Source organism: Desulfobotulus alkaliphilus (assembly GCF_007830435.1).
Classification (GTDB): domain Bacteria; phylum Desulfobacterota; class Desulfobacteria; order Desulfobacterales; family ASO4-4; genus Desulfobotulus; species Desulfobotulus alkaliphilus.
This window is the reverse complement of sequence record NZ_VLLC01000088.1, coordinates 1-1236: the sequence shown is the minus strand read 5'-3', so window position 1 is coordinate 1236 and position 1236 is coordinate 1. Positions and strand designations below refer to the sequence as shown.

General features: G+C 46.8%; 1 protein-coding gene. It reads right to left on the bottom strand.

All coding sequences use genetic code 11. The annotated features are described in order from the left end of the window. Window positions 1–688 (bottom strand): Rpn family recombination-promoting nuclease/putative transposase (locus LZ24_RS16995; protein ID WP_144686896.1); only part of this gene is annotated, 688 nt, incomplete at its 3' end. Window positions 689–1236 lie beyond the last annotated feature (548 nt).

Here is a 1236-nt window from a genome sequence, read left to right as displayed (position 1 = left end):
CAGCCACATACTCAGGCTGAAGATCTGTCGATTTAAAAATGTACTCTATGGCATTTTTGATGATCTTCAGACCATCTTCATCTTCAAACAATGAGAATGCCAGCTCAAAATATTCCTTTATGTTTTCTCTGAGCTTATCTGGATGAAAAATGTTCTTAAAAATGAGCATACAGAACTTCATGGAAACCATGACAAAGAGCTTATCTTTGATATCCTCATCTTGCCAGCTTGAAAGATCCACAAAAATGTACTCTGAATCCGGGATGAAGGGCTTGATCATCGAGGGCAGGTCTTTGAAACAGTCACTGAGAAGACCGGGCTGCCATTTTCTTTCCCCATGATAGATCACTATGGGAATAATGGGGGTTTTTTCTATCTCCTGCTTGCGGCAGCGTTCCCACTGACTTGCCATATACAGAAGGATTTTAAAGAGCATATCATGATCCACATAGCTTTTATGCTCAAACAAAAGGGCTATACGGATCAGCCCACCTTTAAACTGGCAGGTGTAAAGCAGGTCAGAAAAATACTCTGACAACTCCTCCCCCAAAAAGGAACCCTTTTCCTCCTTCAGGGTACCCAGATCCAGTTGCTCAAGTATGGCAGGTGGCAGGGATGACCGTATCAGTTCCTCTGCATGGCCCTCTACGTCTAAAATCTTCTTGAAAAAAACATCATGGTTGCCCACGGGCTTCCTCTCAATCCTATTACGCTGTTCTTACAGTAAAAACTCCTGCATGGCTACAGACTTGCAGCAACCATGGGCCGATCTCCTCTATTATCTAAAATTATAATCCCCTGAATCAGAAAGCGCAAGAAACAGCAGCCAAAAGATCCCTCCGCTCGATACCACCCGGAAGACCAGATTTACACCTTATACATAGGGGCCACAGGATCAGCCCCCCATGCCATCTTCCCATCAGACACCCTCGACCTTGGTTCTGGCTATGGTTCTGCGGCTCACACCCAAGGCTCCCTATATCTCAATGTAGGTCAAACCCCTGCCCAGCAAGGCAAGGATCTTCTCCCGTTTGATACTGTCTCTTTTACGGCCACCATACTTACCTTCCATCTTTGCCCTGCCATGGCTGCCAATGTAGCTTCATATTGCCAGAATTCAGGCCTCCCCCTTATCCATCAAACCACCCCCAGCCTTTTCATCCGGCTGCGGAGGGTATTGGGATGCAGCCCCAGAATGGTGGCAGCTCCCCTTTCTCCGGCAATTCTGCCACCGGT